Raw genomic sequence first — 22,804 nt, forward strand, 5'->3', positions numbered from 1 at the left:
TCAGATGAGAAGGCCGGAGTGGGACGGCCGGAGCGCTTCGGCGGAGACGGCGCGTCCCGCCCGGACGGCGAGCAGGGCCGCGGCCAGGGCTGACAGCGCCAGCACCACGAGGAAGGCGACCGGCACCGTGAGGTCCGTGAGGTCCGTGAAGCCGAGGCCGCGAGCCGTGGCGGTCCGCGGCGCCAGGACCTGCCACACGCTCAGCACGCCCAGCCCGGCGCCCAGTACGGTGCCCTGGACGCCGACGAACGACACCTCGACGAGGAGGGCGTTCCTGAGCGCGCCGGGCCTGAACCCGATGGTCCGCAGCATCGCGAACTGCCCACGTCGTTCGCGGACGCCGCGGACCAGCACGACGGCCAGCCCGGCCATGCCGACCAGCAGCCCCAGACCGATGGAACCCCGCAGGGTCTGAACGAACGCCCCCGTCTTCGCCGACTCGGCGGCGACGTCCGCGGCGAAGGAGTGGGCGTCGGCCCCGGCGGTCACGTAGTCGGTGTTCAGCGCCTCGACGAGGGCGTCCGCCGTCGTTCCGGGCGCGGCCGCGACGTACTGACGGCGCAGGGGCGGCACCTCGGTCAGGAGCGATCCGGCCTGTTTCTCCGAGACGTACAGCCCGGCCCCGACGAGCCGGTTCCAGTCGCTGAGGCCGACGACCTTCAGCTCGGCCGGACGGTTCGACCGGTCGACGAGCCGCACGCTGTCGCCGACTTCGAGGCCGACGTACTTCGGAACGATGACCGCGGAGGCGTCGGCGGCGACGTGGGCCCAGACCTCGGCGTCGGAGCCGAACTCCTGCGAACGCTCCGCCAGCCTCGGGGGGCGGTTGCCCGCGAGTTCGGGCGTGACGAGGGTGACGGTCCTGCGCAGCGGCCGGGGCGTGCCGGAGTCCCAGGCGTGCCGGTGGCCCTGCGCGGCCTCGTACCTGTCCAGGGCGGCTGAGGTGATCATGGCGTAGCCGTCGGTCAGCCTGATCGCCGACGCGACGTCGCTCCGCGCTCTCAGCTGCTTCGTCGTCACCGGGGACAGACGGCTGCTGAACAGGACGACGTCGTAGCCCCCGCCCGCGCGGGCGACGTCGTTCGGCTCCTCCTGCCTGAGGACCGTGTTGAGGATCGCGGTGAAGGTCAGCGCGAAGGCGACGAGCGCGTACAAGGAGGTGAGCAACGCGGTCCTGACCGGTCGCGCCAGTACGGTCGCCAGACCGAGACGGGGCGCGACGGACCTCCGGGTGACCGCCAGGATCGGGGCGACCAGCCATCCGTCGAACACCGCGACGACGACCGACGACAACCCCACCAGGACGACGCCCCGCACGATGAGCAGCTTGAGGTCGATCTCCTCGAAGGTGCCGGTCAGGATGCCGAAGACGGTGCTCGCCCAGACGAGGGCCAGCCCGCAGCAGAGGGTCACGGCGACCTTGCGGCCCATCTTGTCGATCAGCAGCGGGAGGAAGCCGAGCACGAACACGATCGGCGCGGCGAACGCCGTGAACTGACGGTCCGACGTCAACAGCCAGCCTGCCGCCGCCACGCAGGACAGCGACAGGCCGAGGACGATCCAGCGCCTTGACCCGCCGGAACCGTGTGGCGCGGCGTCCTGCATCGCGGCCATGATGTCGGCTCCGGTGGTCCTCAGGGTCGCGGCCAGCACGGTGAGCTGCGAGACGGCCAGCCCGATGAGCGCCCCCGACAGCAGGGCGGCGGGCTGGACGTCCAGGTGGAGCCGGAGGTTCTCGTCCACCCCGAACGAGCCGTGGCTCACGCGGACGACCAGGGCCGCGACGCCCACCCCGGCCCCGAGTCCCAGGAGGGTGGCGGGCAGGCCGAGGACCAGCCCCTTCACGGCGAAGATCCTGCGGATGTGTCCCCTCCGCAGGCCGATGGCGCGCAGGGTCCCCAGCTCGGCCCTCCGTTCCGTCACGAACATGACGAAGAGGCTGATGACGAGGAGCACGGCCGCGGCGAAGGGGAAGCCACCGGCCATGCCGAACCGGTTCTTCGCCTCGTCGCCGATCCGGTTCGCCCGGTCCAGGGCAGGCGACTTCACGGAGACGACGGGGGTCCGGTCGCCGAGCGCCGCGACGATCCAGAGTTCCGCCTCGACGGTCCTGTCCGCCCCGCCGTACGTGCCGCCGACGTTCGAGACGGCGATCATGTCCCGGACGACGCCGGGCCGGTGGGGCAGCGCGTCGCTCAGTGTGCCCTTCGTGACGATGATCGGTGCGTATCCGGCGATTCCCCGCTCGCGGAGCACCCTGGCGACGCGCAGTTTGACGGTGGTCGGACCGGCGGTCAGTTCGAGGTCGTCGCCGGGGGTGAGGTCCAGGCTCCGGGCCAGACGCGTGTTGATCGCCACCTCGTCGCGTCCGAGCCTGAGGGGCAGCCGCGTCAGGCCTGAGGCGTCGAGGTCGTGGCCGAACGCGCGTGCCTCGGCGGGCTCCAGCTCCCAGAACCTCGTGCGGGGACGCGTCCTTCCGTGGCCGTCGGTGGCGGTGATCTCTCCTTCGCGCACCGCCATGACCGACTCGATCGGGCTGTGGTCCACCAGGCGCGACGCGTCCAGGGTACGGAGGTCGTCCTTGACGTTCTCGGACGTGACGAGCAGGTCCAGCGGCCCCAGGTGGGTCTCCGCCCGGACGCGGTAGGAGGTCCCGAAGGAGTCACCGACGACGAACGACCCGGTGATGAGGGCCGTCGCGAACATCGAGCCGAAGACGACCAGGGCCGCCTTTCTCGGACGCCGCAGGACCTCGCGCAGCCCGATCCTGCGGATGGCCGGGCGGAACACGAGGTCGAAGACGATCGGTGGGACGAGCAGCGCCAGGACGGCGACGGCGGCGTACGTCACGACTGCCTCCAGTCACCCCAGGTGACCGGGACCGTGGCGACACGGCCGTCGATCAGCTCGACCGTCCGGTTGGCGCACGTGGCGACCGTGTCGTCGTGGGTGACGATGACGATCGTCTGCCCGCCCTCGTTCAGTTCGGCGAACAGTTCGACGACGGCCGCGGCGGTCGAGGAGTCGAGGTTCCCGGTCGGCTCGTCGGCCCAGATCACGGCGGGGCCGCCGACCAGGGCGCGGGCGATGGCCACGCGCTGCCGCTGGCCTCCGGAGAGCTGGCCGGGCCGGTGTCTCGCCCGGTCGGTCAGGCCGACCCTCGCCAGCATGGCGTGGGCGCGTTCGCGTGCCTCGGCCGGTCTGACCGACGCCGCCAGGAGGGGGAGTTCGACGTTCTCCACCGCGTTGAGGACCGGGATCAGGTTGAAGCCCTGGAACACGAACCCCATGCGCCTGGCCCGGTGCTCCGTACGCCTCCGGTCGGAGAGCGCGTGGATGTCGAGGCCGTCGACGATCACCGTGCCGGAGTCGACGGTGTCGATTCCGGACAGGCAGTTCATCAGCGTCGACTTCCCGGTGCCCGAAGGGCCGACGATGGCCACGAACTCACCGGCCTGGATTTCGAGGCTCACGCCTCTGAGCGCGGGCACCGACATCTCGCCGGACCGATACGTCTTGACGATGCCGTTCGCGCGGATCAGCGTCCGGCCGGTCTCGTCGGGCCGCGGGCCGGTGCCGTTCGCGCCGCCCCTGATCGTCGACCACACCTTGGACGCCGCGGGCCACCTTCGCCGATCACGTCTCGGAACCTGCGCGGAGCCCCTGCCGAGGGAGGCGGCATTCCTCGTCGCCGGTGATTTCGTGCGGTTATCGGTGGCCATTGATTCCTGTTTTCTTTGACTCGTGACTTTTCTGTGAATCCAGACCCCGCCGATGTACGGCGTGGCGTTGTCGGCGGCCCGGGGGCCTTGGCGACAACAAGAGCACAAGCACCGGAGGTGAAGGCCTTTTTCATCGGTCCGTCGACGGGTTGGTGAGTGGAGCGTCCGCCGATGGGGGATGACGCGTGACTGATCGCGTCAGGCTGCTTGGCTTACGGGCGAGTATAAGGACGGCCCTGACGTCCGACAAGTGGAATAATGTATGTCACTTGATGTGGTGAATGGAATGTGAGAGGCATGTTCGATGGCTTGTCCACATTCGCAGGAATGAGAGGAAAGATTCCTGGACGGCGACCGTTCTCTTCGGTCTGTTCAGGAAATCGACACAATCGTTCCGGTCATGAATTGACTTTGAAAGAGTAAAGGAGTCGTCAGTTCTTGGTCTTTGCCCCGTCCGGCTCGTCCGCGGGGACGGAATCGCCGGTGCCGGTCCGGGGTCCGGCCGCCCTGTGGGCGAGGAACTCCGCCTCGGTGACGGTCAGGAAGCCCTCACCGCCGGGAGCGGGAACGAGATGGTCTCTCGGCCCCCTGCGCAGTACGAAGTAGGCCAGGGCGGACAGGAACACCACGATCGCGACCCAGAAGTTGAGACGCTGGCCGAAGAGGATCAGGGCCTCGTCCGTCCTCAGGGTCTCGATCCAGGCCCGGCCCGCGGTGTAGGCCATCACGTAGAGCGCGAACGCGCGGCCCTTTCCGAACCTGTGTCTACGGTCGAGCCAGTAGACGAACCCGGCCACGCCGAGGTCCCACACCATCTCGTAGAGGAACGCGGGGTGGTAGAGGCCCTCCAGCAGGACCGGCCTGCCCTCGGCGTCGACCGCCGCGCTGCCGATCGGCGGTTCTCCCGGGCCGCCGCCGGACATCCTGTGCACCTCAAGGCCCCACGGCAGGTCGGTCCTGCCGCCGTAGAGCTCGTTGTTGAACCAGTTGCCCAGCCGGGCGATCACCTGGCCGATCGGGAGACCGACGGCGATGCAGTCGGCGAGGAGCGTGAAACTCAACCGCGTTTTCCTGCAGGCGATCCAGGCGCCGAGCGCGCCTCCGGCGACGGCGCCCCAGATGCCGATGCCGCCCTCCCACACCCTGAGGGTGCCCATGACGCCCTCGCCACCGGCGCCCCAGTATTTCTCCGGGGTGGTGACGACGTGGTAGAGGCGGGCGCCGACGATGCCGAAGGGCACCGCCCACACGGCGATGTCGAGGGCGGCGGTCGCGGGCGCGCCACGGCTGCGCATGCGTCTGTTCGTGATGAGGCTCGCGGCGACGACACCGGCGACCATGCACAACGTGTAGGCCCGGATCGGAATCTCGAAGAACCCGAGATTCACGTACCAGACCGCTGTCGCCGGGCTGGGAATGCTCGCGAGTATCACGGTGGAGAACACTACAGGCACGCCATCGGGGCGTACAGGAACGACCAATCTGTCCACAGGACCGGTTTATGGTCGCGCGGAAAACGGAAATCCCTCCGGAAAATCGTCCCCCTTCCGGTGGGGCCGGTATTTCGTGCATGGCGGATCCGGTGGGGAAGGCTCTATGCTGGCCGGGATGAATACCTACTCCTGTGGATTGGGGGTCTCGTTCCGGCAAGGTGAGTGCTGATGCGCCCCTTGACCGTGACCGAGGATTCCCGGCTCTCCCTCTGGCTGCACGTGCGCGAGTTCGCCGTGCCGCCCTCCATGATCGAGACAGCGACCGCCCGCCGTACCGTCGGAGACTGGGCGGGGGCGTGCGCGGCGGCGCACGTCGACATCGATCTGAACCTGCGCTCCACGGCTCGCACCCACGGCCGGGAGCTCATGGCCCGAGTCCGGGACGACCTTCGTCACCTGGCTCCTGACCTGCTGCGCTGGCACATGCCGCGGATCGTCCCCGACGGTCTGCTGCGGCCGGGCCTGACCGTCTCCCTGGCCCGATACCTCCCTGCGTCGTACGGCGGCGGCGCCACGGTGCACCTCGTGGCCCGGACCCCACCCGCCTGGGCGGGCGCCGGGCAGCGGATCAGCCTGGCGCTGTGGGACGGGTCCGGGGCCGGACGGCATCCGCACCCCCGGCCGAACCGACGTTTCCGCCTCGACCTGCACCGCCACCTGTGGGACGCCCGCAGGGCCGGTGAGCTGCGGGTCCGCGCCGGGGCCGGCGACCCTCCCTCTCAGGATCCGGGGGTGCCGCTGGAGCCCGGCTGCGCCGTGGACCGGTGGGCGGCCGAGGCGTGGACCCTTCTCCAGGAGGAGAAAGGGGACGCGGTCGCCGTACGGCTCGGGAGGCGGCGCCTGCTGGTGCTGGACCTGACGGCGTTCCCTGAGGTACGGATCACGACGGCTCCCACACGGGGCGGCCGGTCGGCGTTGCCCGTGCTGCCGGACGCGGCGACGTGGGTGCCGCCCGACCTGATGCTGCTCCGCGCTGGACTGATCGAGGCCGACCGGCTGCACCCGCTCGTCGCGTCGGCGCTCGCACCGGACCACTCCCCGTCCCGCCCACCGCGAACCGGTGGCCGGGAGGCGTGGCGGCTGGTCGAGTGCCGTGGCGCCCGGCACCGGATCGGGCTCGTCGACGGGGTGCTCGTGCCGCTCGACCACGACCCCGCCGAGATACACCGCGAGAGGTTGCTGTCCGCGCTGACCGGTACCCCGCTGCCCTGCCTGCGGGTGATCGAGGAGGCGCACCGCGCCCCGGAGGGCCTCCCCGGCATCCGCGCGCGGCTGGAGCACGGCGACGTCGCCGGTGCCCTGGCCGCCGTCGAGGACCTCCTCGGCCCCGGCGCCGCACTGCCCGAGGGCGCCCTGCGGGACGAGCTTGAGGCGGCGGCACGGCGACGGGTCGCGCACGGGCTGTTCCGGACCGGACTGACCGGGCCAGGCAAGGAATCGGTCATCTGGCCTGGTCAGGTGCCTCAGACAGGCGCCAAGGCCGACCACGCGCGTTCGCGCCGCACGACGTCCCGCTGAACGTCCCCACCGAACGTCACCGGATATCCCGCTGAACCCTTCTCAGACCCAGAGGTGATTCGATGCTCGAATTCTCATCCCGTACCGCTCACACCTCCGATCTGGAGGTCGCCGCCGACCTGATCGCCATGCTCGGCGACACGACCACGGAGCCGCGTGCCGACCCGCAACTTGAGGCGCTGACCCTGGCCGTGGCGGCCGACCTGCCGGTGCTGCTGTGGGGGGAACCGGGGATCGGCAAGACCGCGGCCCTCCAGCAGCTCGCCGACGCCCTCGACCTGCCGCTGACCACGGTCATCGCCAGCGTGCACGAACCGTCCGACTTCTCCGGCCTGCCGGTGGTCGGCGACGACCCCGCGACCCAGGGCGTCCCGATGGCCCCGCCGGACTGGGCCGTACGGCTGGCCGCGGCGGGCAGGGGGCTGCTCTTCCTGGACGAGCTGTCCACGGCACCGCCCGCGGTGCAGGCCGCCCTGCTCCGTCTCGTGCTCGAACGCCGGGTCGGCGCCCTGCGGCTTCCGCCCGGGGTGCGGATCGTGGCGGCGGCCAACCCGCGTTCCTCGGCGGCCGACGGCTGGGAGCTGAGCGCGCCCCTGGCCAACCGGTTCGTCCACCTGCGGTGGGCTCATGACCACGACGTGGTGGTGCGCGGTCTCGGCGGGACCTGGCCGAGGGCGACGCTGCCCCGGCTCGATCCGGAGCTGTTGCCGCAGGCCGTGACGTTCGCCAGGCGCGCGGTGTGCGGGCTCCTCGCCGCCCGTCCCACCCTCGTGCACCGGCTGCCGAGCGAGGAGACCCGCAGGGGCGGGCCGTGGCCCTCGCCCCGCAGCTGGGAGATGGCGCTGCGGCTCACGGCCTTCGCCACCGCGGCGAACACCTCAAGGGAGGTGCTGTCCACGCTGGTCAGGGGCACGGTCGGGGACGGTCCCGGGCTGGAGCTGCTGGCCTGGACGGACAGGATGGACCTGCCCGACCCGGAGACGCTGCTGGCCGACCCGGCGGCGGCCGTTCTGCCGGAACGGGGTGACCTGCGCCAGGCCGTACTCGACGGGGTGGTCGAGGCGGTCAGGAGGCGGCCTGAACGGGCCAGGTGGGAGGCGGCGTGGGCACTGCTGGCCAGGGCGCTGGAGACCGGGGCCCCTGACCTGGTGGTCGTGCCCGCGTCCACGCTCGCCGCGTTGCGTCACGCCGACTGGGAGGTCCCGGCGTCGATCGAGAGACTCGCCGGGGTGGTGTCGCTGAGCGGGCAGGCCGACAGGGCGGCGGCACGGATCACCGCCGTCGCGGGGCGGGGCCGATGACGTCCGGCGCGACGGGGACGCTGGACCTGGAGAAGCTCTTCGCGGCCCGGCTGCTCGCCGTCCGGGCCCGGCCCTACCTGGCGACGGCGCTGTTCGCGCTGCACCCGGTCGAGTCACGGCGGGTGCCGACGATGGCCGTCGACAGGTACTGGCGCTGCTACGTCTCGCCGCCGTTCGTCGCCGCGACCTCCGTGGAGGAGCTGGCGGGCGTGTGGGTGCACGAGGTCTCCCACCTGCTGCGCGACCACCACGGACGCAGTGACCGGGTCGCCGTGGAACGGGGCCTGACCGGGCCGGGGGAGCGGCTGCGGATGAACATCGCCGCGGACTGCGAGATCAACGACGACGTGTACGGGGACGGGCTGGTCAGGCCCGAGGACGCCGTCGATCCGAAGGCCCTCGGGCTGCCCGAGGGCAAGCTGATGGAGGACTACCTGCGCCGGTTCACGCTGGGGCCGTACACGCAGGGGCTGGTCTGGCTGGACTGCGGCAGCGGGGCCGACGGGCTGGAACGGGAGTGGGAGCTCGGGCCGGACGGCGCGTACGGGCTCAGCCCGCAGGAGCGGGACGCGGTGCGTTTCCGGGTGGCGGAGGGCATCGTCGGCCGTCCCGGTGACGCCCCGCAGGGGTGGCGCAGGTGGGCCGAGGAGGCGTTCCACCCGCCGCAGCCGTGGCGCGAACTGCTCGGCGCCGCGGTCCGCTCCGCGCTCTCCGGCCCCGGCGCGGGTGAGGACTACGTGTACGGCAGGCCGTCGCGGCGCTCGACGAGCCTGCCCGGCGTCGTGCTGCCGAGCCTGCGGCGCAGACCGCCCAGGGTGTCCGTGGTCGTCGACACCTCGGGGTCGGTCAGCGACGCCGAACTGGGCGGCGCGCTCGTGGAGATCGCCGCGATCGTCCGGGCCGTGGGCGGCAGGCGTGACCTGGTCGGCGTGCTGTCGTGCGACGCGGCGGTCCAGGCCGTGCACGGGCTGTGCCGCGCGGAGGGGATTCCGCTGGTCGGCGGTGGCGGGACGGATCTGCGTACAGGCTTCGCCGGAGCGTTGCGGACGAGGCCCGCGCCGGACGTCGTCGTGGTCCTGACCGACGGGCAGACCCGCTGGCCGGAGGTACGGCCACCGTGCCGGACGGTGATCGGGCTGTTCTCCAGGAGGGGGCGGCTTCGCTCGTGGGAGGAGGACGACTCCTTCTACGTGCCGGATCGGCCACCCGAGTGGGCACGGGTGGTGACCATCGGCTGACCCGGTCGTCGCCGGCCGGGCCTGCGCGGGGCGACCGGCTACCCGCACGGGTAGCCGGTCCAGAGGTCCTCCGGGATCGTACGGCGGGCTACTCGGCGGCGCTCAAACGCACGGGGAGTTCCTGGTGGCCGTTGCTGATGAGGCTGGGGACCGGCCGCAACGTGTCGGCGGGCGCCGCGAGCGACATGGCGGGGAAACGCGCGAAGAGCTGCCGCAGGGCTTCGGCGACCTCAAGGCGGGCAAGGGGGGCGCCGAGGCAGAAGTGCACGCCGTAGCCGAACGTCAGGTGGTCCTTCGCCGCCCGGGTGACGTCGAAGGTGTCGGCGTCCTGCCCGTGCCAGCCGGGGTGGCGGTTGGCGGCGCCGTACGCGGCGAGGATGGGGTCTCCCGCGGCGATGACCTGCCCGCCGGGCAGTTCGATGTCGGTCACGGCGAAGCGCAGCGGCAGGTATTTGATGGCGGGTTCGGCGCGGAGGGTCTCCTCGACGACGTCCTCCCAGGTGGCCCGGCCCTCGTGGACGAGGTGGAGCTGGTCGGGGGAGGTCAGCATCGCGAAGACGGCCTGGTCGATGACGTTGACGGTCGTCTCGTACCCGGCGCTGATCATCAGGATCATGGTGTCGCGCAGTTCGGCGTCGGTGAGGCCGGTGCCGTCCGACTCCTCGTCGCGCGCCGCGATGAGGAGGGAGGTCATGTCGTCGCCGGGGTTGTCGCGTTTGTCGGCGATCAGCCGTTCGATGGTCTCGAAGAGCAGCGCGGTGTTGGCCTGGGCCTGCTCGGGGGTGAGGGTGCTGTCGAAGATGTTGTCGACGAGCTGCCGGAAGTCGTTGCGCCGTTCCTCGGGGACGCCCATCAGGTGACCGATCACGGCGATGGGCAACGGGTAGGCCAGCCGCTCGCGCAGGTCGACCACCTGTCCCGGGGGAACCGCGGCGAGGTCGTCGACCAGCCCGGTGACCATGGCCTGGACGGTCGGCCTCAGCTCGGCGATGCGACGCGCGCTGAAGGCGGGGGCGATCATGCGGCGTAACCTGCGGTGGTCGGCGCCGTAGGCGGTGAACATGTTCTGAACCCCGATCCACAGGGCGAGCGGCCAGGTCTCCATCGTCCGTTGGAAGGCCGGGTAGTGAAGGCGGCCGTCCTTGGAGACGTCGGGGCTGGTGAGCAGGGTCCTGAGCAGGGCGGGGTCGGTGACCGCCCAGACGCGCAGGCCGAGGACGTCGACCGGGGTGGCCGGGCCTCGGTCCCGCAGGGCCCGGTACTCGGTGTACCGGTCGGCACCGGCGGGGTCGATGACGAACGGGAGGGGGTGGGACACGTGCCTTCTCCTAACGGTCGCGACGGCGAAGCACACTGAAGATCGATTCTCCGCGCACAGTTGACAGGGCAGCCCGGCCATCTGTGACAGAGGACCGCTCAGTACATCCCCCGACCGGCGGGAAAGGCCACCGTTCCCCTCCAGGACGATCTTCACCGTGGCGAGGGCCCACGGAACAGGTCCTCAGGCCTGGGGGCCGGGGGGATCGACGATGAGCGTGTAGTCGACGCCCGTGCGGAAGTCGTCGGAGGAGCCGCGGATGGTCAGGGTGTGGCGGCCGGGCTTCAACGGTCGCAGCCGTACCCAGATGCCGCACGCGGGGGAGAGCATCCTCCCCTTCCGGCCGGTCAGCGGGTTGCCCGCGACGCCGGTTATGGCGACGCGGCCCTCGGTCAGCCGTTCGGACGCGACCGGCGCGCCGTCGAGGACGGCCTCACCCTTGGCGGCGGCCATGAACCTCCGGCACTCGGCCCTGGTGGCGGTCCGGTTCACCAGGGGGAACACGATCGGCCGTCCCTCGGGAACCTCGCATGTCCGCCGGGCCGTACCGCCGAAGGTGCCGGCGAGGAACCACACGTCCTGCGGCTGGTTCCGGTGGCAGAACCGTCCGCTCGGGTCCGTGACCGGATTCGTGTTCTCGGGCTCCGAGGACGCCCAGGTCCACCAGCGTCCCTGGATCGACGTCTCCGCCCCGGCTCCGCGAAGCCCGCAACCGGCGACGAGCCCAAGGACCAGCAGAAGGAACGGAACGGATCGGAGGGGCATCCCGGAATCATAGGACTCCGGATCTCGGGCCGGCGGTGTCGTCCGTGACGTTGGTTTCTTCGGGAAGAGCGCGGTGCCCGCTGGGTGACGTTCGGCGAGGGCCGTCCCCGATGTGGGCGCTCGCCGAAGGTCAGAACGTGTTCGCGATCTCGCCGACCAGGAAGGAGCCGAGCTCGACGAGGCGGTCCTTGGGCATGCGGGAGGTCGGTCCGGACAGGGCGATCGAACCGATGCACCTGCCGTTGTTGTTCAGGGGGGCCGCGACGCAGGACGCGCCGACGAGAGTCTCGTCGATGTCGAGGGCGTAGCCGAGGAGCCGGGACTCCTCGACCCGTTGGCGCAGGTCGAGCGGGCCCTTGGCGGCGCGGTCCGTGCCGCCCGAGTAGCTCAGGGTGCCGAGGACCTCGTCGAGGGCGACGTCGTCGAACGTCGACAGGTAGGCCCTGCCGACCGCCGAACAGTGGATGGGCCGTACGGTGCCGAGCCGTTCGCGCAGGGTGAGCACCTCGGACGAGGGCTGGTACTGCACGTAGACCATGTTTCCGCTGGCCGGGGCGGCGAAGAGGGAGGCCTCGCCGGTCCCGCCGGTCAGCCGCTTGAGCAGCGGGCCGACCTTCTCTATCAGCTGTTCGTGCGCGGGATGGTTGACGATCAGCCCGTAGAACCGCTCCGGGCGGATGGTGAACTCCTTGGTGGCGTCGTCGCGGGCGACGTAGCCGGCGTCCACGAGATCGCCAAGTATGCGCAGCGCACTGCTGCGGTTCACGTTGACCAACCGCCCTACCTCGGCCGCCGTCGCAGACTTGGTGGCCAGTTGCTCAAGAACCATGAGACCGCGCCTGATGTGCGACATGCTCCCGAGGTCGCTGTTGTCCCGTGATGGATTGTCTGGCATAGAGAAATTCTCTCCTTACCAAGATCCTGGACTGACCGTCTTCTCGGAATCTTCTCAGTGTGGGCAGGGGTGCGCCGCGCACTGAGGTGTGTTGCGCTGCCGACAACATAGCACGCTCAAGTTGGGCCAAGGAAGCGCCCGATTTCGCAGCTGGACCGGTCCAAGGTGCCGGATCTGTACTGTTTCACCCCTGGTTGACCCCTTGACACGCCTTGCGGGGCTGCCTAAGTTCGTCAGCCATACGCGTTGCATTGATTGCAACTTTACCGAGGAGTTGAGGATGTCCGAGGTGTCGGAGGGCGTCCAGGTCGTCGACCAGGTCGCGACGGGCGGTGAGGTTGAGCTGGACGGCCTGTCGAAGAAGTACGGGACCGTCGAGGCGGTGCGCGGTGTCTCGCTGAACATCCGACGCGGTGAGTTCCTGGCGATCCTGGGTCCCTCCGGTGCGGGAAAGACGACGCTGCTCAACATGCTCACCGGCTTCGAGGAGCCGACGAGCGGTGCGATCCGCATCAACGGCCGGGACGTCGCGCGGCTGGCGCCGCACAGACGCGAGATCGGCGTCGTGTTCCAGCACTACGCCCTGTTCAAGCACATGACCGTCGCCCAGAACGTGGGCTTCCCGCTGCGGATGCGGCGGATGCCGCTCCGGGAACAGCGCGGCCACATCCAGCACGCCCTTGAGCTGGTCAAACTTGAGGACTACGCGACCCGCTTCCCCGACCAGCTCTCCGGCGGTCAGCAGCAACGGGTCGCGCTCGCCCGCGCGATCGTGTTCCGGCCCGCGCTGCTCCTCATGGACGAGCCGCTCGGCGCGCTCGACAAGCGGCTGCGCGAGCACATGCGCGTCGAGATCAAACGCCTCCAGCGCAACCTCGGCGCGACCGTCATCTACGTGACCCACGACCAGGGCGAGGCCCTCACCATGGCCGACCGCGTCGCGGTGATGAACGACGGTGCCGTCGAACAACTCGGCACGCCGACCGACCTGTACGAGAGACCCGCGAGCGCCTTCGTGGCCGACTTCGTCGGGGAGACCAACTTCTTCACAGGCCGTTCCGTCCTCGACGCCGACGGCCAGGTCCGGGTCGTCCTCGACGGCGACTCGTCGCAACACCGCCGTGAGGTGGCCAACGCGGCCTCGCTCAGGCCCGACCGGGGCGTCGAGGTCGGGGTCCGCCCGGAACAGGTCTCGCTGCTGCCCCCCGACGGCGCCGACGGCACGGGCGCGCAGGCCGTACCGGGTGTGGTGAGCGAGGTGCTGTACGAGGGCGCGACGGCGCTGCACGTCGTCGAGACCGCGATCGGGAACCTCAACGCGCGCCTGTCGTTCAGGAACCTCACCGAGACCAGATGGGCCGTCGGCGACCGGGTCGCCGTCCACTGGGACCCCTACGCCGCACGCGGCTACCACGCGGACGGCCGGCGGTAAGCCGCGGGCCAGGACGCGTCAGAGATGTGCAAGACAGAAAGGTTCGGCTGATGAAGTTCTCCCGGAAGACCGTGCTGGGGGCGGCGGTGACGGCCGGAGCCCTGCTCACGACCACCGCCTGTGGAAGCGGCGACGACACCGGCGGTGCCCCCTCCGCCGGTACGGTCGTCGTCCCCGACCCCGGTGGTGACCTGGGCAAGGCGATGAAGAAGGCCTTCTTCGACCCGTTCGAGAAGAAGACGGGGATCGACGTCGTGCTCAGCCCCGGCGAGTTCGACGCCGCCGTGGTGCTCACGGGCGTCAAGGCCGGTGCCCCCGCCTTCGACCTGGTGAACATCAACGGCGCCGTACTCCAGCGGTTCCGCGACGGCGCCGCCCTCGAACCGGTCGACTACACGCTGTGGAAGGCCGGGGACCGCGAGAAGATCTCCCCGGTGAAGGCCGCCGACGACGCGGTGCCCGCCTACTACATCTCCGTCGTCCCGGCCTGGAGCACCGCCAAGCTCGGCGACCAGGCGCTGACCTCGTGGGCGGACTTCTGGGACGTCGCGAAGTTCCCCGGGAAGCGGACCCTCGCGCCGGGCGCCTGGGGCGCGGGCGGCGCGACGTTCGAGATCGCGGCACTGGCCGACGGCGTCGCGCCGAAGGACCTCTACCCCATCGACTACGACCGGGTGTTCGCGAGCCTGGACAAGCTCAAGCCGAACCTCGTCAAGTACTGGGAGACCGGCGCCGAGCCCATCCAGCTGCTCACCGGCGGCCAGGTCACGGTCGCCAGCGCGTGGAACGGCCGGGTCGCGGGCGCCAAGGAGAAGGGCGTACCGGTCGCGAGCACGTGGAACCAGTCGATCCTGCAGTACGACAACTGGGCGATCCTCAAGGGCGCCAAGAACGCCAAGAACGCGCAGAAGCTCCTGGCCTTCATGATGGAGCCGCAGGCCCAGGCGGACTTCGCGAACGCGATCACCTACTCGCCGGCGAACTCGGCGGCCTTCGACCTGCTCCCCGAGGACCGCGCCGCCCTGCTGCCGACGTCACCGAAGAACGTCGCCTCCGCCGTGACCCAGGACTACGACTGGTGGACCGCCACCGCCCCCGGGTCGACCAAGTCCAATGAGGAAGTCGCCATCGAGCGCTGGCAGGCGTGGGTCTCCAAGTAGCCCACGGCCCGTCCGCGATCGAGACGACCTCGACCTAGGAGATCCATGTCGGTCGACAGCTCCCCGGAGCGGTTCACCGGTGATCCGGCCGCCCCCCCACGGCACAGGCCGGATCGCCGGTGGCTCACCCTGGTTCCGCTCCTGGCGGTCCTGATCCTGCTGTTCGTCGTCCCGCTGTGCTCACTGCTGGTCGACAGTTTCCGCGGCGGGCAGGGACTCACCCTGGAGAACTACCACGAGCAGGTGACCTCGCCGGTCTTCTGGCGGGCGATGCGCCGCACCCTGGTCATCGCCGCGCTCTCGACCGGCATCTGCGTCGCCCTCGGGTACTGCATGGCCTACGCGCTCACCCGGATGCCCAAACGGCTGCGCGGCGCGCTGATGGTCGTGGTGCTCGTGCCGTACTTCACGAGCATCCTGATCCGCTCCTACGCGTGGATCGCGATCCTCGCCCCCAGCGGGCTCGTCGCCAAAACGCTCGCGCTTGTCGGCATCGACAACCCTCCTGACCTGGTGTTCAACCAGACCGGCATGCTGATCGGCACCGTGCAGATCCTGCTGCCGCTGGCGCTGCTGCCGATCTACAGCGTGATGAGCGGCATCGACCGCGCCGCCGTACGGGCCGCGCAGAGCCTGGGGGCCTCACCGGCGGTCGCGCACTGGCATGTGTACCGGCCCGCGACCTCCTCGGCGGTCCTGGCCGCCGCCGCCCTGGTCTTCATCAGCACCCTCGGCTTCTACGTGACGCCCGCGCTGCTCGGCGGCCCCGGCGACACGCTCATCGCCCAGTCCATCCTCGTCCAGTTCTCCAACCTCGTCGATCCCGCCGGGGCCGCGGCGCAGGCCGTACTGCTCCTGCTGGTCGTCCTGGTGCTGTTCGTCGTCCTCTTCCGCTACCTCGCGCCCTCGCTCTCCATCGGGAGCACCGCCGCGAGCCCCCGCCGGGAGTCCGCGAAACAGGACGAACGGTATGAGCGGCTGCGTGACCTGCGTGCCCGGGTGCTCGACACCGTCCTCGGCGTCGTCGGACGGCTGCGCCTGCCCATCCTGGTCGGCGGCTGGCTCGTGGGCGCCGCCCTGCTGGTCACGCCGCTGGTCGTGGTGGCCATCTGGTCCTTCAGCGACGCGACCTACCTGATCTTCCCGCCGGAGGAGTACTCCACCCGGTGGTTCGCCGACTACCTCGCCGACGAGTCGTGGATCGGCTCGACCTTCCTCAGCCTGGGCATCGCCTCGCTCTCCGCGGCGATCGGCGTGGTCATCGGCGGTCTCGGCGCCTTCGGTCTCGTACGGGGTCCACGGCGCTCGCGGGTGCCGGTCGCGGTCCTGGTCGCGATGCCGATGATCGTCCCTCCGATGATCTACAGCCTCGGGTTCTTCGTGCTCGTGGCGCCGCACGGCCTCGTCGGCACCCCGCTGGGCCTGGTCCTGCCGTACGTGGTGCTGGGGCTGCCCTTCGCGGTGTCGATCACGGCGGCGGCGCTGCGCAACCTCGACGTGCGGCTGGAGAACGCCGCGCGCAGCCTGGGCGCCGGACCCCTGTCGGTACTCAGACACGTCCTGCTGCCCGCGCTGCGCCCGGCGCTGGTCAGCGGCTTCGTGTTCGCCTTCCTCGCCGCGTTCGACGACGTCGTCGTCGCGACCTTCATGTCCGGGCCGACCGCGGTGACGCTGCCGCTGCGGATGTTCCAGGACATCAAACTCGAAGTGAGCCCGAGGACAGCCGTCGTCGCCGTCGTCCTGCTCGGAGCAGGGGCGGCCGCGGTCCTCCTCCGGTTCGTCATGGCCTGGCTCGTGCGCGCCGTACGGGTGGCGCTGAGCCGGATGGGAGCCTCATGAACACCCCCTCGGTCGTCGCGGAGATGACCTCCCCCTACGTCGAGAACCAGGAGTTTCCCGGCATCGTCTACCCGACCTCGGTCACGGCGACGCTGGCGGCCTTCCGCCGGTCGTTCCCCGACGCCGAACGGCTCGCGCCCGAGGAGGACGGCGGCGCCGCGGCGCTGACCGTGCACAGCCCCGAATACGTCGACTTCGTCAAGGAGGGCAGCGGACGGCAGGAGGGGTCCACGAAGTTCCCGCTGAACGTCGTCGCGGTCCCCGCCCTGAAGGTCTCCGAGCCGCGCACCTTCGTGGGACGGCACATCCAGTACTTCTTCGACGAGATCACCCAGGCCACCCCCTCGGTCTGCCAGGGGGCACTGCACAGCGCGGCGGCCGCCCAGCAGGGCGCCCGCAGGCTCGCGCGGGCCGACCGGTCCTCCCCGGGGCTGGTGCTCGTGCCGTCCCGCCCCCCGGGCCACCACGCCCTGCCCACCGTGGGCGGCGGACTGTGCGTGTTCGCCAACGCCGCCATCGCGGCCCGCGAACTCTCCCGAAGCGGCCGGGTCGCCGTGCTCGACATCGACCAGGACCACGGCAACGGCACCCAGGCCGTGTTCTACGACGACCCGTCGGTCCTGACCGTCTCGATCCACGCCGAGGGCTGGCCGCACGTCGCCGGGTTCGCGGAGGAGACCGGTGGCCCCGGCGCCCCCGGCGGCAACCTCAACCTGCCGTTGCCGACCGGTTCGGGCTTCGACGCCTACCTGCCCGCGTTCGAGACGGCGCTTGAGGCGATCACCCGTTTCGAACCCGACCACCTCGTCCTGGCCCTGGGCTACGACGCCCACCGGGAGCAGGGGTTCGGGCTGCTGCGCCTGGACGTCGCGGACTTCGGCGTCCTCGGCCGCCGCATCGCCGGGCTGCGCCTGCCGACGCTGGTGACCACCGAGGGGTGCTACGGCTACTACGACTCGACCGCCGAGGCCGCCGACGCCTTCTTCGCGGGGTGGGCCGAGGGATGGCGGTGAGTGCCACCATGCGCGCCGCGCTCCTGACTCGCGTCGGCGGGCCGCTGGAGATTCGCGAGGTTCCCGTCCCCGAGATCGGGCCGGACGAGGTCCTGGTACGGACTCTGTCCAGCGGCGTGTGCCGTACCGACCTGCACATCCAGGACGGCCTGGCCTACGTGCCCGGACTGCCGCACATCATGGGCCACGAACCCGCGGGCGTCGTGGTCGAACGCGGCCGGGACGTCTCCGGGGTCGAGATCGGCGAGGTGGTCGTGCCCCACCTGTTCGTCGCCGAGCGGGAGTGCCGCTTCACCCGGGCCGGGGCCGACGCGCAGGCGCTGCACCTGCGGGGGATCATCGGTGTGACGCTGCCGGGAGGCTTCGCGGAGTACTTCGCGGCCCCCGCGAGGAACCTGCTGAGGGTTCCCGAAGGCCTCGACCCCAGGATCGCCGGGCTGTCGAGTTGCGCGGTCGTCACGGCGGTGCACGCCTACCGGCGCGGCACCGTGACGCCGGTGCGGACCGCGGTCGTGATCGGCGTGGGCGGCATCGGGCAGATCGTCCTCCAGCTCCTGGCCGGTGCCGGGATCTCCGCCGCGGCCGTCGACGTGCGGCAGGAGAACCTGGCGCTCGCCGTACACAACGGGGCCGAGTACGTCGTGCCCGCGTCGTCGGCGGACCGGGTGTCCGCCCTGTGCGCCTGGGCCGGGTCCCGGGCCGGTGACGAGGGCCCCGCCGACGGCGCTGACCTGGTGATCGACCTGGTCGGAACGTCGGAGTCCATGGCCGACGCCGCGCGGTACGTACGCCGCAGGGGCCGGATCGTCGTGGTCGGCGAGGAGCCCGACCTCCCCGGCGTCAGCTCGACGGTCCTCGCCCAGCGCGAGCTGGAGATCGTCGGCTCGCGCAACGGCGACAGGAAGGACCAGCACGACGCGCTGCGGCTGCTCGCCGAGGGCGCCATCACCCCGGCACTGGACGAGGAGTACCCCCTCGACCACGCCAACGAGGCACTCGCCCGGCTGCGAAGCGGCCAGGCACGGGGCCGGGTCCTCATCACGCACAACGACCAGCGAGGAACGAGATGAAGATCGCGACCGACACGTGGATGCTGCGTCCACACCCCATCGACACGGTGTTCTCGACCGTACGGCAGGCGGGCTTCGAACACCTGGAGCTCTCGCCCCGGCCCGACGTGATGCCGAGCTACGGCGGCAGGCGCGCGTCCAAGGCGAAGATCGCCGAGATCGCGACGGCGTCGAAGACCCACGGCGTCGGGATCGCGTCCATCTTCATCGAGCAGGCCTGGGGGAGCTCGGAGGAGGACATCCGCCAGGCGGCGGTCGGCTACTGGAAGCAGACCGTCCAGCTGGCCGTCGACCTGGGCTGCGACCGCATCAACTCCGAGTTCACCGGACGGCCGAGCGCCCCGCAGGCCGGTGAGGCCGCGATGCGCCGCTCCCTGGAGGAGGTGCTGCCGCTGGCGGAGTCCGAGGGCATCACGATCGCGCTCGAACCGCATCCCGGCGACTGGCTTGAGTCCGGCATCGGGGCCGTCGACTTCATCAGGGGCCTGCAGAGCGACCACGTCACCTACCTGCACTGCGTGCCGCACACCTTCTACCTCACCGGTGTCGAGGACGAACGCGGCCACCTCAAGAACGTCAACCGCGACATCATCACCTACGCGGGCGAGACCATGGACCACGTCCACCTGGCCGACACCCTGCTGCCCGGCCGTACCTTCCTCAACCCGGGAAGCCCCGGGGTGCGCAACCACCAGCACCTCGACATCGGGCACGGCGACATCGACTGGGACGAGGTGTTCGACGCCCTGCGTGAGGTCGCCTTCGACGGCGTCCTGTCGGTGGCCGTCTTCCGGCACGAGTCACGGGTGATGGATTCCCTTACCCACAACCTTCGCATCATTCGCGAACGTCTCGAAGGGGGCGTTGCCCAGTGACCGGATCGATACGCTTCGGCGTCGTCGGACTCGGAGAGATCTACCAGCTCGCCCACCACCTCGCCTACCAGCGGGCCGACGGCCTGGAGGCCGCGGTCGTCTGCGACCTGGACCCGGCCGTCGCCGAGCGGACGGCGCGGTCGCTCGGGGCGCGGGCGTCCACCGACTACCGCGAACTGCTCGACGACGACCGGATCGACGCCGTCGACCTCGTGCTTCCGCACAACGTGCACTACGAGATCGCACGGGAGTTCCTCGAAGCGGGCAAACACGTCCTGATCGAGAAGCCCATGACCGTGGACGCCGGGCACGCGCGTGAACTCGTCGCCCTCGCCGCGAGCAAGGGCCTCAAGTTCACCGTCAACGAGAACACCCGGTTCATCCCCGCCTACCAGGCCGCCCTCGACGCCATCAACGGCGACGAGATCGGGGACGTGACCCTCGTCCGCACCCTGATCAGCGGCAACGAGTTCGAACGGCTCGGCAACCCGAAGCTGTGGAAGGGCCGCCAGGACGGCTCGGGCGGCGGCACCATCATCGACGCCGGTGCCCACTCCTTCTACCTGCTGAAGTGGATGTTCGGCGAGGTCGCCTCCCTGCGGGCCATGTCCGACCGGCTCGTGGACGTCAGCCAGGTCGAGGACTGGTCGCTGGTGTGCGGCCGGACGCGCTCCGGCGCGCTCTTCTCCGTCGAGTCCACCTTCACCTCGGGAGGACCGTGGAACGAGCGCCTCGAAGTGCACGGCACCAAGGGCCTCATCGTCGTCGACCAGCACCAGAACCCCCCGGCCATGATCTTCCACGGCAAGCGCGACCACGAGGGGTCGCCCCTGCCCGGTACGGCCTACGAGCCCACCACCTGGAAGTACAACTCGATCGCGGCCGGGATCGAGAGCTTCGCCCGTTCGATCGCGAAGGACGAGCCGACCGCCGTCGCCCCCGAGGACGGCGCCTACGCGGTGCGGATCATCGAACTCGCCTACGAGTCGGTGGCCACCGGCCGTCCCGTCTCGCTCTGAGATTTGTCACCCCGTTCCACAGACAGAGGAGAAACCCCCATGGACCCGCTCGTCATCACCGTCACGGTCGACAGCACGATGTCCTATCCCGGCTACAAGGGCATGCCGGCCATCGAGGACACCGACAAGGTCGGCCAGGAGTACATCGACTCGGTGAACGCGGGCGCGACACTGTGCCACCACCACGGTGTCCACTACCTGGAGGACGCCATCCAGGAAGACGGCAAGAAGCTTTCCAAGATCGACTTCGACGGTTGGCGGGATCTCACCGAGAAGATCCGGACCGTGGGCACCGATCCGATCATGCAGTTCGGCATCGCCAGCGCCCGGCTGCCCGAGAAGGTGGAACTCATGTCGCTCAAGCCCGACATGATGTCCTACGCGTTCAACGTGCACGACGAGTACTTCCAGCCCGACCCGGCCTACCCCGCCAACGAGATGTACTCCCTGCACCCGAGGGACGAGCTCGTCGAGTTCGTCACCGCGGCCGAGGCCAACGGCGTGAAGCCGGAGATCGAGTGCTTCTACACCGGCGCGTTCTGGAACCTGGAGTACGTCCGGCGGCAGGGCCTGCTGAAGGAGAAGGCCTGGGCGACCCTGTTCTTCGGCTGGCAGGGTGGCGCGTGGACGCCGCCGACCCCGGACGCGCTCATGTACATGGTCAACCACCTCCCCCCGAACACGAACTGGAACATCAGCGTCATGGACCCGGTCGCGCAGTGGCAGCTGCTGCCGCTGGCCATCGCGCTGGGCGGCCACGTCCGCGTCGGCTGGGAGGACAACCCCTACCTGCCCAACGGTGAGGCCTCGCGCAGCAACGCCGAACTGGTCGAGGTCGCGGTCACCATGGCCCAGCAGATCGGCCGCCCGATCGCGAACGTCGAAGAGGCCAGGCGCATCGCCGGGGTGAGCAGGTGACCGGCCTGATGAGTGGCGGTACCGCACAGGACCCGGTGCAAAGCGGTACGGCACAGGACCCGGTGCAAAGCGGTACGGCACAGGACCCGGTGCGCGGTGGTACAGCACAGGACCCGGTGCGCGGTGGTACCGCACCGGAGCCGGTGCGTGCCGTACGGGGTCTGGCGCGTGCCCGGCTCGGCGACGGCCGGGTCGTGCTCGTCAGGATCGAGTCGGAGAAGGCGACGGTCCTCGCGACCGAGTCCGACCACCCGGCGGCCGACGTGCTGAGGGAGGCGCTGCACACCGGCGCGTGGCGCGCCGACGGCGAGCCGGTCGTGGCCGGTGACCTCGAACTCCTCGCCCCGGTCGTGAACCCCTCGAAGATCGTGTGCGTCGGGCTCAACTACCGTGACCACGCGGAGGAGTCGGGCGTCGAGCCTCCGGCCAGGCCGCTGCTGTTCGCGAAGTTCCCCAACGCGCTGCGGGCCTCCGGCGCCGTCGTCGAGGTGCCGGAGGACCTGTCCGGCCAACTCGACTACGAGGGCGAACTGGGCGTCGTGATCGGGCGCCGGGCCAGGGACGTCGCCCTGGACGAGGCGCTCGACCACGTCCTCGGCTACGTCGCGGCCAACGACCTGTCGGCCAGGGACGCCCAGTTCTCCGACGGCCAGTGGCTGCGCGGCAAGTCCGCCGACGGGTTCTGCCCGGTCGGGTCGGTCGTGACGCTCGCCGAGGACGTCGAGGACCCCCAGGCGCTGCGCATCGTCACCCGGCTCAACGACCAGGTCGTCCAGGACGGCTCGACGGAGAAGATGATCTTCTCCGTCGCGGAGATCGTCTCCTACGCCTCCCGCTACCTGACGCTCGAACCGGGGGACCTGATCCTGACGGGTACCCCGCCGGGTGTGGGTTTCGCGCGCACGCCCCCGCTGGTGGTGGGGGACGGCGACGTGGTGACGGTGACCGTGGAGGGCGTCGGCGAGGTCGTCAACCAAGTACGCGTCATATGAGATGACCACCCGGCCGCCCTCCAGGGAAGTCCTCCAGGAAGGGCGGCCGGCCTGCCACCGGTGCACCGGAGTCGGTCTGGCCGACCCTTGAGCGGTTCGCCGAAGTCGGGCTGGTCGACCCTTGACCGGTTCACCGGAGTCGGCTGGTCGACCCTTGACCGGTTCACCGGAGTCGGCTGGTCGACCCGTCGGTTAGCCGAAGTCGGGACGGCCGGTCCATCGCCGGTGCGCCGGAA

18 protein-coding genes are annotated in these 22,804 nt (G+C 70.4%); 12 read left to right on the forward strand and 6 right to left on the reverse strand.

All coding sequences use genetic code 11. The features are described from left to right. The 3 genes from ABZ470_RS37185 to lgt form a co-directional block, all read right to left on the reverse strand. A complete protein-coding gene (locus tag ABZ470_RS37185) occupies positions 1–2,850 on the reverse strand; it encodes an FtsX-like permease family protein (RefSeq protein ID WP_362917426.1) in 2,850 nt (949 codons plus the stop codon). Then, positions 2,847–3,608, reverse strand: a complete 762-nt coding sequence (locus ABZ470_RS37190) for an ABC transporter ATP-binding protein (protein WP_362917428.1) — start codon at positions 3,606–3,608, stop codon at positions 2,847–2,849. The genes ABZ470_RS37185 and ABZ470_RS37190 overlap by 4 nt, the downstream gene beginning before the upstream one ends. 545 nt (positions 3,609–4,153) lie before the next feature. After that, positions 4,154–5,155, reverse strand: coding sequence for a prolipoprotein diacylglyceryl transferase (lgt, locus tag ABZ470_RS37195; RefSeq protein ID WP_362917430.1), 1,002 nt, complete (start codon positions 5,153–5,155; stop codon positions 4,154–4,156). Positions 5,156–5,383: 228 nt separating this feature from the next. Here lgt and ABZ470_RS37200 point away from each other — a divergent pair, with 228 nt between their 5' ends. From ABZ470_RS37200 to ABZ470_RS37210, 3 genes are all read left to right on the forward strand, one after another. Continuing rightward, the gene (locus ABZ470_RS37200) at positions 5,384–6,733 is read left to right on the forward strand and encodes a hypothetical protein (RefSeq protein WP_362917432.1); all 1,350 of its coding nucleotides are present in this window, start codon (positions 5,384–5,386) and stop codon (positions 6,731–6,733) included. Positions 6,734–6,795: 62 nt separating this feature from the next. Then, positions 6,796–8,034, forward strand: coding sequence for a MoxR family ATPase (locus tag ABZ470_RS37205; protein ID WP_362917434.1), 1,239 nt, complete (start codon positions 6,796–6,798; stop codon positions 8,032–8,034). After that, positions 8,031–9,272 (forward strand): VWA-like domain-containing protein, encoded by a 1,242-nt coding sequence (locus ABZ470_RS37210; protein ID WP_362917436.1) that lies wholly within the window; start codon positions 8,031–8,033, stop codon positions 9,270–9,272. The genes ABZ470_RS37205 and ABZ470_RS37210 overlap by 4 nt, the downstream gene beginning before the upstream one ends. 88 nt (positions 9,273–9,360) lie before the next feature. Here the strand turns inward: ABZ470_RS37210 and ABZ470_RS37215 are convergent, their stop codons facing one another. The 3 genes from ABZ470_RS37215 to ABZ470_RS37225 form a co-directional block, all read right to left on the reverse strand. After that, positions 9,361–10,590, reverse strand: a complete 1,230-nt coding sequence (locus ABZ470_RS37215; protein WP_362917438.1) for a cytochrome P450 — start codon at positions 10,588–10,590, stop codon at positions 9,361–9,363. A gap of 183 nt (positions 10,591–10,773) precedes the next feature. Beyond that, complete coding sequence (locus tag ABZ470_RS37220; protein WP_362917440.1) at positions 10,774–11,355, reverse strand: signal protein; 582 nt, start codon at positions 11,353–11,355, stop codon at positions 10,774–10,776. 130 nt (positions 11,356–11,485) lie between these two features. Then, positions 11,486–12,250 (reverse strand): IclR family transcriptional regulator, encoded by a 765-nt coding sequence (locus tag ABZ470_RS37225; protein WP_352012907.1) that lies wholly within the window; start codon positions 12,248–12,250, stop codon positions 11,486–11,488. A gap of 280 nt (positions 12,251–12,530) precedes the next feature. On the opposite strand from ABZ470_RS37225, the gene ABZ470_RS37230 reads away from it, so the two are divergent. The 9 genes from ABZ470_RS37230 to ABZ470_RS37270 are packed head-to-tail and all read left to right on the forward strand — an operon-like array spanning position 12,531 to position 22,568. Continuing rightward, entirely contained in the window at positions 12,531–13,682 is a 1,152-nt protein-coding gene (locus ABZ470_RS37230; protein WP_362917442.1) for an ABC transporter ATP-binding protein, read from the forward strand. Between the two features lie 50 nt (positions 13,683–13,732). Beyond that, a complete protein-coding gene (locus tag ABZ470_RS37235) occupies positions 13,733–14,842 on the forward strand; it encodes an extracellular solute-binding protein (protein ID WP_362782463.1) in 1,110 nt (369 codons plus the stop codon). A 45-nt stretch (positions 14,843–14,887) separates the two neighbouring features. Next, the gene (locus ABZ470_RS37240; RefSeq protein WP_352012910.1) at positions 14,888–16,681 is read left to right on the forward strand and encodes an ABC transporter permease subunit; all 1,794 of its coding nucleotides are present in this window, start codon (positions 14,888–14,890) and stop codon (positions 16,679–16,681) included. After that, a complete protein-coding gene (locus tag ABZ470_RS37245; RefSeq protein ID WP_362917444.1) occupies positions 16,678–17,694 on the forward strand; it encodes a hypothetical protein in 1,017 nt (338 codons plus the stop codon). Before ABZ470_RS37240 ends, ABZ470_RS37245 begins: the two co-directional genes overlap by 4 nt. Continuing rightward, positions 17,691–18,764, forward strand: a complete 1,074-nt coding sequence (locus ABZ470_RS37250) for an alcohol dehydrogenase catalytic domain-containing protein (protein WP_362917446.1) — start codon at positions 17,691–17,693, stop codon at positions 18,762–18,764. Before ABZ470_RS37245 ends, ABZ470_RS37250 begins: the two co-directional genes overlap by 4 nt. Then, entirely contained in the window at positions 18,761–19,639 is an 879-nt protein-coding gene (locus ABZ470_RS37255; RefSeq protein ID WP_362917448.1) for a sugar phosphate isomerase/epimerase family protein, read from the forward strand. Before ABZ470_RS37250 ends, ABZ470_RS37255 begins: the two co-directional genes overlap by 4 nt. After that, complete coding sequence (locus ABZ470_RS37260; protein ID WP_362782472.1) at positions 19,636–20,658, forward strand: Gfo/Idh/MocA family oxidoreductase; 1,023 nt, start codon at positions 19,636–19,638, stop codon at positions 20,656–20,658. Before ABZ470_RS37255 ends, ABZ470_RS37260 begins: the two co-directional genes overlap by 4 nt. A gap of 39 nt (positions 20,659–20,697) precedes the next feature. Then, a complete protein-coding gene (locus tag ABZ470_RS37265; RefSeq protein WP_352012915.1) occupies positions 20,698–21,576 on the forward strand; it encodes a 3-keto-5-aminohexanoate cleavage protein in 879 nt (292 codons plus the stop codon). Between the two features lie 8 nt (positions 21,577–21,584). Further along, entirely contained in the window at positions 21,585–22,568 is a 984-nt protein-coding gene (locus ABZ470_RS37270) for a fumarylacetoacetate hydrolase family protein (protein WP_362917450.1), read from the forward strand. Positions 22,569–22,804 lie beyond the last annotated feature (236 nt).

The sequence above is a fragment of the Streptosporangium sp. NPDC020072 genome, from assembly GCF_040631445.1.
GTDB lineage: Bacteria > Actinomycetota > Actinomycetes > Streptosporangiales > Streptosporangiaceae > Streptosporangium.

Excerpts from the sequence above, each read along its gene's own strand:
- ABZ470_RS37200 (WP_362917432.1), top strand. The coding sequence starts at position 5,384 with ATGCGCCCCTTGACCGTGACCGAGGATTCCCGGCTCTCCCTCTGGCTG.
- ABZ470_RS37205 (WP_362917434.1), top strand. The coding sequence starts at position 6,796 with ATGCTCGAATTCTCATCCCGTACCGCTCACACCTCCGATCTGGAGGTC.
- ABZ470_RS37210 (WP_362917436.1), top strand. The coding sequence starts at position 8,031 with ATGACGTCCGGCGCGACGGGGACGCTGGACCTGGAGAAGCTCTTCGCG.
- ABZ470_RS37220 (WP_362917440.1), bottom strand. The coding sequence starts at position 11,355 with ATGCCCCTCCGATCCGTTCCGTTCCTTCTGCTGGTCCTTGGGCTCGTC.
- ABZ470_RS37225 (WP_352012907.1), bottom strand. The coding sequence starts at position 12,250 with ATGCCAGACAATCCATCACGGGACAACAGCGACCTCGGGAGCATGTCG.
- ABZ470_RS37230 (WP_362917442.1), top strand. The coding sequence starts at position 12,531 with ATGTCCGAGGTGTCGGAGGGCGTCCAGGTCGTCGACCAGGTCGCGACG.
- ABZ470_RS37235 (WP_362782463.1), top strand. The coding sequence starts at position 13,733 with ATGAAGTTCTCCCGGAAGACCGTGCTGGGGGCGGCGGTGACGGCCGGA.
- ABZ470_RS37240 (WP_352012910.1), top strand. The coding sequence starts at position 14,888 with ATGTCGGTCGACAGCTCCCCGGAGCGGTTCACCGGTGATCCGGCCGCC.
- ABZ470_RS37245 (WP_362917444.1), top strand. The coding sequence starts at position 16,678 with ATGAACACCCCCTCGGTCGTCGCGGAGATGACCTCCCCCTACGTCGAG.
- ABZ470_RS37255 (WP_362917448.1), top strand. The coding sequence starts at position 18,761 with ATGAAGATCGCGACCGACACGTGGATGCTGCGTCCACACCCCATCGAC.
- ABZ470_RS37265 (WP_352012915.1), top strand. The coding sequence starts at position 20,698 with ATGGACCCGCTCGTCATCACCGTCACGGTCGACAGCACGATGTCCTAT.
- ABZ470_RS37270 (WP_362917450.1), top strand. The coding sequence starts at position 21,585 with ATGAGTGGCGGTACCGCACAGGACCCGGTGCAAAGCGGTACGGCACAG.